Below are 7,099 nucleotides of genomic sequence, written 5' to 3' on the forward strand. Positions count from 1 at the left end.
CATACCTTCAAATGGTAGCAAGATAGCGCAACGCGTCGTCAACACTTTGGTATAATCGCACCGCTGCCAAATCCGTTGGTGTGGCAAAATCAGCCGTTACGCTATCTGCTAGCCAATCCCACAAATGGTCATAGTAACCATTCACATTTAATAGTACGAGTGGTTTGTGATGTAAGCCAATTCTTGCCCAACTCAACACTTGAGCTAATTCCTCAAGTGTGCCAAATCCACCCGGTAAAACAATAAACGCATCACCAAGTGACATCAGTAATTCTTTACGTTCAGACATCGTCTCAACGGTAATCAATTTTGTAATGTCAGCTGCCGGTATCGTCTCTTCTGCTAAATTGTGTGGCGACACACCAATGACTTGCCCACCATGGGCCATCACGGCTCGCGCCGTAACACCCATGAGCCCGTCTCGCCCACCCCCATAAACAAGCGTGAGCTGCCGTTGGGCGAGTGCTTCACCCAACGCCGTAGCAATTGTTGTAAATTCTGGATCTGCGCCGAGTTGCGATCCCATAAAAACTGTAATCGATTTGACTGCCATTTCTTTGCTCCCCTACATCAAATTTAACAATGATAATGGGAATAATCAAGTAATAAGCCGACAACATTCCCGTTTTCGCGTGCTATGTGGTACACTATAATATAGGTTTTCGTTCGTGACAAATTAAAAAATTAACGATATTTTGGAGGCATTATGATTTACAAAGTTTATTACCAGGAACATCCTGAACGCAATCCCAAGCGTGAAACAACCCTTTCACTCTACTTGTCGGCAGAAAGCTTGCCACAAGCACGGGAAATTATTGAAGACAATACCAACTACAACGTTGAATTTATCGAAGAACTTTCAGATAAGGCATTGACTTACGAAAAAGCTAACCCACACTTCGAAATCACAACATTCTAAACTATGACATATTCTGTAGATATTAAACCAAACGAAGTCGGCGTTTATGCGCTAGGCGGTTTAGGCGAGATCGGTAAGAATACGTATGGTATTGAGTATCAAGATGAGATCATCGTTGTTGACGCGGGTATTAAGTTCCCCGAAGATGAACTACTTGGTATCGATTACGTTATTCCCGACTATACTTATTTAGTCGATAATATCGATCGCGTGAAAGCACTGGTTATCACCCACGGACACGAAGACCATATCGGTGCAATCGCCTACTTTTTACAAGCTGTTAACGTCCCAGTTTATGCTGGGCCACTAGCAATGGCGTTAATTAAGAACAAACTCGAAGAAAAACAGCTGCTCAACCGCGTTGAATTACACGAGATTACGGATGGGACTGTCCTTGAATTTGATAAACTAAGTGTTGAATTCTTCCGGACAACCCACTCAATTCCTGATGTATTTGGTGTTGCGGTGCACACCCCAGTTGGGACAATTGTTGAAACTGGTGATTTCAAGTTCGATCTCACACCAACAACAAAGCAGCCACCTAACTTGTGGTCAATGGCGCGTCTTGGTGAAAAAGGTGTCTTACTCATGATGAGTGATTCAACCAACGCTGAACGTGCTGAATGGACCAAGTCAGAAGCCTGGGTGGCCAAATCGGTTAACCGAATTTTTGACAAAATTACAAAGGGTCGTATCATCTTTGCGACTTTCGCTTCAAACATGAACCGTGTCCGCATGGCGACTGATGCTGCGATTGCTCATGGGCGTAAGATTGCTGTCTTTGGTCGTTCAATGGAATCAGCTGTTAACAATGGTCGTGCTTTAGGGTACTTGAACATTCCAGATGACATGCTGGTTGAACAATCTGAGATTAAGCATATCCCTGATGATGAACTGTTGATTTTATCAACTGGTTCACAAGGTGAACCGATGGCTGCCTTGGCTCGTATTGCTGAAGGAACGCACAAGCAAATTCGCTTGAAGCCAAATGACAACGTTATTTTCTCATCATCTCCTATTCCAGGTAACACCGCTTCAGTCAATGAAGTGATTAACAAACTGGAAGAAGGCGGTGCTAATGTCATTTATGGTAAGGTCAACAACATTCATACTTCTGGTCACGGTGGCCAAGAAGAAGAAAAGTTGATGTTAGCCCTCATGAAGCCAAAGTTCTTCATGCCCGTGCACGGGGAATACCGGATGTTGAAAGTTCATGCCTCATTGGCACATGAACTCGACATTCCAGAAGATCACACCTTTATTTTGGAAAATGGTGATGTCTTAGCGCTTGATGGCGAAAATGCCCGTATTGCGGGGCATTTCCCTGGCGAAGACACTTACATTGATGGTTCAGGTATCGGTGATATCGGATCAGTTGTCCTGCACGATCGTCAAAAGCTCTCACAAGATGGCTTGGTCGTGGTGACGGCAACTATTGACTTAAAGAAAAAAGAAATTCTTTCTGGCCCAGATATTTTGTCACGTGGTTTTGTTTACATGCGTGAGTCTGGTGATTTAATTAATGAAGGCCGTCGGATTATTTTTGGCACGATGCGTCGTGTGATGAATAACGCTAACGCCACTGAAGCTGATATTCGTCAAGCCGTTATTGATGACTTATCACGTTTCTTGTATCGTGAAACAGCACGTAAGCCAATGATCTTACCAATGTTGATCATGGTCTAACGACAAAACACCCGCTTGTGGGTGTTTTTTTGTTGCCTTGCATCGATAAATACCGAACATTATTTTCTTTTATGCAGAGGTCAACGTATAAAACTTGACATTAACATTTTTAAACCGAGCCCAATATGCTAGAATAGTAGAAGTACAATATGAAGGAGCCATCATGACACAACGAAAAATCCCTACGATTATGGGTACGCAACACCCCGATAATGCGAATGCACCTTTCTGGGATGCATCCCAACAACCTTTTATCAGCGCCTATCGCGAAATGAACGAAGCTTTTGAAAATTTCAGTGAATTAAATGTTGATGAATACATGTGGGATTGGGAAGGTAAGCACGCCGATGCTGCCGTCATTGATCGCCTATTTAGCACCGAATATGATTACTTTAAAGACCAACAAATTGGTCGTGATAAATTCTTGACGTTCCGCTTCCCAAACATTTGGGAAGAAAAAGGCTATAACTTGATGCAGGCAATGACTGCCATTTTAAGTTCAGAAGATTTCGCGCATGATTTAGGCTTTGAACAACGGCCATTATTTGAAGCCATTTTGCCAATGGCACAACGCGCTGATCAGTTGCTAAAGATGCAAGTTTTGTTTGAAAAGCTAGCCAACTTTAAGTCAGTTGAGTTTACCCGTTCAGATAAAAACACCCCTTATATTGAAATTATTCCCCTATTTGAGGATTTTGACACCCAACTTCACGCACCAGAAATTTTGAAAGACTACCTCAAGTTGCATGAAGAACATTTTGGATTCCGACCAAAGTATATGCGTGTTTTCCTGGCTGGATCTGATTCAGCGTTGACAGCTGGTTTCATGAGCTCAATTACGGGTAACAAGTTAGCCATTGCGCGCTTACATGAATTTGCCCGTGAAGAAAACATTGAAATTTATCCAATTTCAGGGACTGGCTCAGCGATTTTCCGTGGTGGCTTGTCACCACACCGTATTGATCGTTACGTCAAAGAATTCCCTGGTGTTCGTACGGCAACAGTTCAGTCTGCTTTCCGCTATGATTTCCCAATTGCTGATGTCCAACAAGCGATTGCCGAACTAAAGGAAAAGTTGCCAACCGCTGAACCATTGAAGATTTCAGCTGCTGACCAAAAAATCTTAGCCGAAGTCGCTGAAGAATCAGCTGAATTTTATGCGCACACCCTAGACCAATTGGTGCCTGATATGCAACCGATTTTCAAGGCCTTCCCAAAGCGTCGTGACCGTCGCCAACACGTTGGTGTCTTAGGTTACTCACGTTCTGTTGACGGTATTGAATTACCACGTGCCATCAACTTCACCGGTGCCTTTTATTCAATCGGTGTGCCACCAGAATTCATCGGCTTTGGCCGTGCCCTTGAAAACTTAAATGCTGATCATCTGTCAGCGTTTGTCCGGAATTACCCAAGTATGAAGGATGACTTCCGTGAACTCGCCCGCTTTGTCAATCTCGATGCACTCGCAATCTTGAAGACACAAAGTCCTGCTTGGGCTGATGTTGAACGCGACATTATGATTGTCAAAGATATTTTCGACCTTGAAATTGGTCCTAAAACCCGTGAAGAACAACAGCATGCCGAAATCGCTTTGCAAGTTGTGCAAATTAAAGAAGGTGCGCCAATTGCCATTACGGCTTTAATTAACCGCATGGCGCAACTCCGCCACTTCTTAGGATAATCACCACACATAGCCCTTTGGGGCTTTTTTTGTTACAATGAAATTAGTTTCTATCGAAAGAATAACCATCATGCCGAATTTTTACGTGATTCACAATCCTCAGGCTGGTAACCAAGCACACGGCGATATTATCAGTCAAATTAAACACTTACGCACAATCGTGCGCTGGTCCGATACCCAATATGCTGGCCACGCAGTCAAATTGGCAAAAAATATCGCTAATACGGTCACAGACCCCGAGGCGGTTGTTTTAGCAATCGGTGGGGACGGCACCTTAAACGAAGTATTAAATGGCCTATTACAAACCCAACGTGAAGCCCCCATTCCCTTAGCCTATATCCCACTTGGTTCGGGTAATGACTTTGCCCGAGCAGCGCACCTAGGGACGGCCAGCGAGGCGCTGTATCATCTTAAACAGACAACCCAGCCCCAGCAACTCAATGTCGGTCGGATGACAGATGATGGGCTGTATCAGACAACGCGATACTTCATTAACAATTTGGGCATTGGGTTTGATGCGTTAGTGGTTGATCACACCAACCAATCACCTTGGAAAAAACGGCTGAACCGTCTAGGGTTAGGAAACTTCAGTTATCTAGCCACAACTTTAGCTGCTTTTTTCCAACAACAAGCCTTCCAAATGACTGTCATGACTGGCGATCAGTACCAACAGTTTACTCAGGCGTTTTTGGTGACGATTACCAACCAACCCTTTTTTGGTGGTGGTATTGCGCTACTTCCAACGGCTGATTTAACTCAGGAAGGTCTCGATCTCGTCATCGCCAAAAAGATGTCATTTCTCCAGTTTCTAAAGTTATTTATGGCCTTAAAAAAGGATGGTAGTCATCTTGCTCACCCAAACGTGACAACTATCCCGCTCCAACACGGCACACAAATTTACGTTCGTGACATGCAACCAGGCCAAGTTGATGGTGAAACATTGCAACCTAGTACTTTTGGTTTGACCATTGATTATCAATCCTATCCATTTTGGCTCTAAAAAAGCGTTATCTCTATTGTTAATAGAGATAACGCTTTTTCTTAATTGAATCGCCCTAAACGTTCTGCTTGGTTGGTCACACTGACAATCAACTTCCGTGATGTCAAATGTTCACTAGCTTGAATGACCAAATCTTCTTGGTAAATAATAGCTGCAATGGCACTAACAACCGTTGGCACAATACTATTGGCGTGGCCGTGCATAAAGGCATTTTTCATCGCTTCAGTATAGTTCTGACTATTTAATAACGACCAAATAATCGCTTCTAATGTGCTGGCACTGCGACCATCTAACACGATGTTACCAACCGGAATATTAGCAAAGTCCGGCAAGTTAAGTTCCTCAAATGCGTTTAATTCTGATTCAAAAACCTTATGGCGAGAATAATATTCAAAGCCAAAGGCCAAGCCGTTTTCCACGGCATCCCGAATGGGTTGTTTTTCAAGAATCTGGCTCACAATAAGGTTTAACATCCCCACGCTCACCAAGGCACCTTCTGCATTATGCGTTAAGCCTGCAATGCGATGTAGGGTCAACATGGCGGATTCATCATTAATAAATGACACGCCATATTCATGATGCAAATATAATGCAACGGGTAACATCCGAACTAAAATATCTTCACTATCCGCCACGTCTTCTAAAATACCAGAAGCCAGCGTGTCTCGATTTTTACTATAATTATCCATCGCCTTTTTAGTAACGACATCAATGCGTTGACGCGTTCGTTCGGGTGCAAATTGGCGCTTTTTATACCAATTTTGGAAATGATTCATCACGTCAGTTAACTGATAACCGCGTGATAAACTCGCAACGGTCGTCAATGACAAACTCGTATGTGACCCCCAGCGTAGCTCTTGCTTAAAATGGGTTGGATCGGACAGTAAGATCCCTTGTTCACTGTTAGATAGCACGGTCATACTCTCGCCGACCGCAATACCAAACATTAAAAATTGAATTGTCGCTTGCTTTTTAGCCATACCCTATTCTAACATATTCAAAATACCAGCATTTACATCAATGCTTTAATCTTGTCGACTTGATCCAATGCTTCCCAAGGTAAATCGATATCTGTCCGGCCAAAGTGACCAAACGCGGCTGTTTGCTTATAAATTGGACGACGGAGATCTAAATGATTGATGATGGCCAAAGGTCGGAAATCAAAGAGTTGTGCCGTAATGTCACGAATTTTATCTTCGTCAATTTTAGCTGTGCCAAAAGTTTCAATGTTTAATGACACGGGTTGTGCCACGCCAATTGCGTAAGCAACTTGCAATTCTAACTTATCAGCAACACCGGCAGCCACCAGATTTTTAGCCACATAACGGGCAAAATAAGCCGCTGAGCGATCGACCTTAGTGGCATCCTTACCAGAAAATGCGCCACCACCGTGATGGGCCGCCCCACCATAAGTATCGACAATAATCTTACGACCTGTCAAACCAGAATCTGCTTGTGGACCACCAAGAACGAAACGACCAGATGGGTTAATGTAGTAAATCGTTTCATCGTCAACCAACTCTTGTGGCAAAACAGGATCAATCACTAACCGACGGACATCTTCTCGCAGTTGGTCCAAAGTGACTGTTTCATCGTGTTGCGTTGACAAAACGACTGCCGCAATCCGCGACACTTGGTTGTTATCATCCAGTTCCACACTCACTTCTGCCTTAGCATCGGGGCGCAAGTAATTTAATGTGCCAGCTTCTCGGACATCGCGAATTTGACGCATCAAACGATGTGACAAGGCCAATGTTAACGGTAAGTAATTATCCGTTTCGTTGGTGGCATAGCCAAAGACCATGCCTTGATC

7 protein-coding genes are annotated in these 7,099 nt (G+C 43.7%); 4 read left to right on the forward strand and 3 right to left on the reverse strand.

What is annotated here, in order from left to right; genetic code table 11:
* Positions 1 to 7: 7 nt before the first annotated feature.
* Positions 8 to 553 carry an LOG family protein gene (locus ACW12G_RS00610; RefSeq protein WP_147001015.1) on the reverse strand — a complete coding sequence of 182 codons (546 nt, stop codon included), beginning with the start codon at positions 551 to 553 and terminating at the stop codon, positions 8 to 10.
* A 153-nt stretch (positions 554 to 706) separates the two neighbouring features.
* Here ACW12G_RS00610 and ACW12G_RS00615 point away from each other — a divergent pair, with 153 nt between their 5' ends.
* From ACW12G_RS00615 to ACW12G_RS00630, 4 genes are all read left to right on the forward strand, one after another.
* Positions 707 to 919 carry a DNA-dependent RNA polymerase subunit epsilon gene (locus ACW12G_RS00615; RefSeq protein ID WP_455646649.1) on the forward strand — a complete coding sequence of 71 codons (213 nt, stop codon included), beginning with the start codon at positions 707 to 709 and terminating at the stop codon, positions 917 to 919.
* Positions 920 to 922: 3 nt separating this feature from the next.
* Positions 923 to 2,605 carry a ribonuclease J1 gene (gene rnjA, locus ACW12G_RS00620; RefSeq protein WP_146975579.1) on the forward strand — a complete coding sequence of 561 codons (1,683 nt, stop codon included), beginning with the start codon at positions 923 to 925 and terminating at the stop codon, positions 2,603 to 2,605.
* Between the two features lie 163 nt (positions 2,606 to 2,768).
* A complete protein-coding gene (gene ppcA / locus ACW12G_RS00625; protein WP_029509592.1) occupies positions 2,769 to 4,286 on the forward strand; it encodes a phosphoenolpyruvate carboxylase in 1,518 nt (505 codons plus the stop codon).
* A 70-nt stretch (positions 4,287 to 4,356) separates the two neighbouring features.
* Positions 4,357 to 5,286 (forward strand): diacylglycerol/lipid kinase family protein, encoded by a 930-nt coding sequence (locus ACW12G_RS00630; protein ID WP_129873741.1) that lies wholly within the window; start codon positions 4,357 to 4,359, stop codon positions 5,284 to 5,286.
* Positions 5,287 to 5,327: 41 nt separating this feature from the next.
* On the opposite strand, the gene ACW12G_RS00635 is transcribed toward ACW12G_RS00630, so the two are convergent.
* Entirely contained in the window at positions 5,328 to 6,266 is a 939-nt protein-coding gene (locus tag ACW12G_RS00635; protein ID WP_455646651.1) for an ADP-ribosylglycohydrolase family protein, read from the reverse strand.
* A 32-nt stretch (positions 6,267 to 6,298) separates the two neighbouring features.
* Positions 6,299 to 7,099 (reverse strand): methionine adenosyltransferase (gene metK, locus ACW12G_RS00640; protein ID WP_455647044.1); only part of this gene is annotated, 801 nt, incomplete at its 5' end.

The sequence above is a fragment of the Leuconostoc sp. genome, assembly GCF_965300815.1.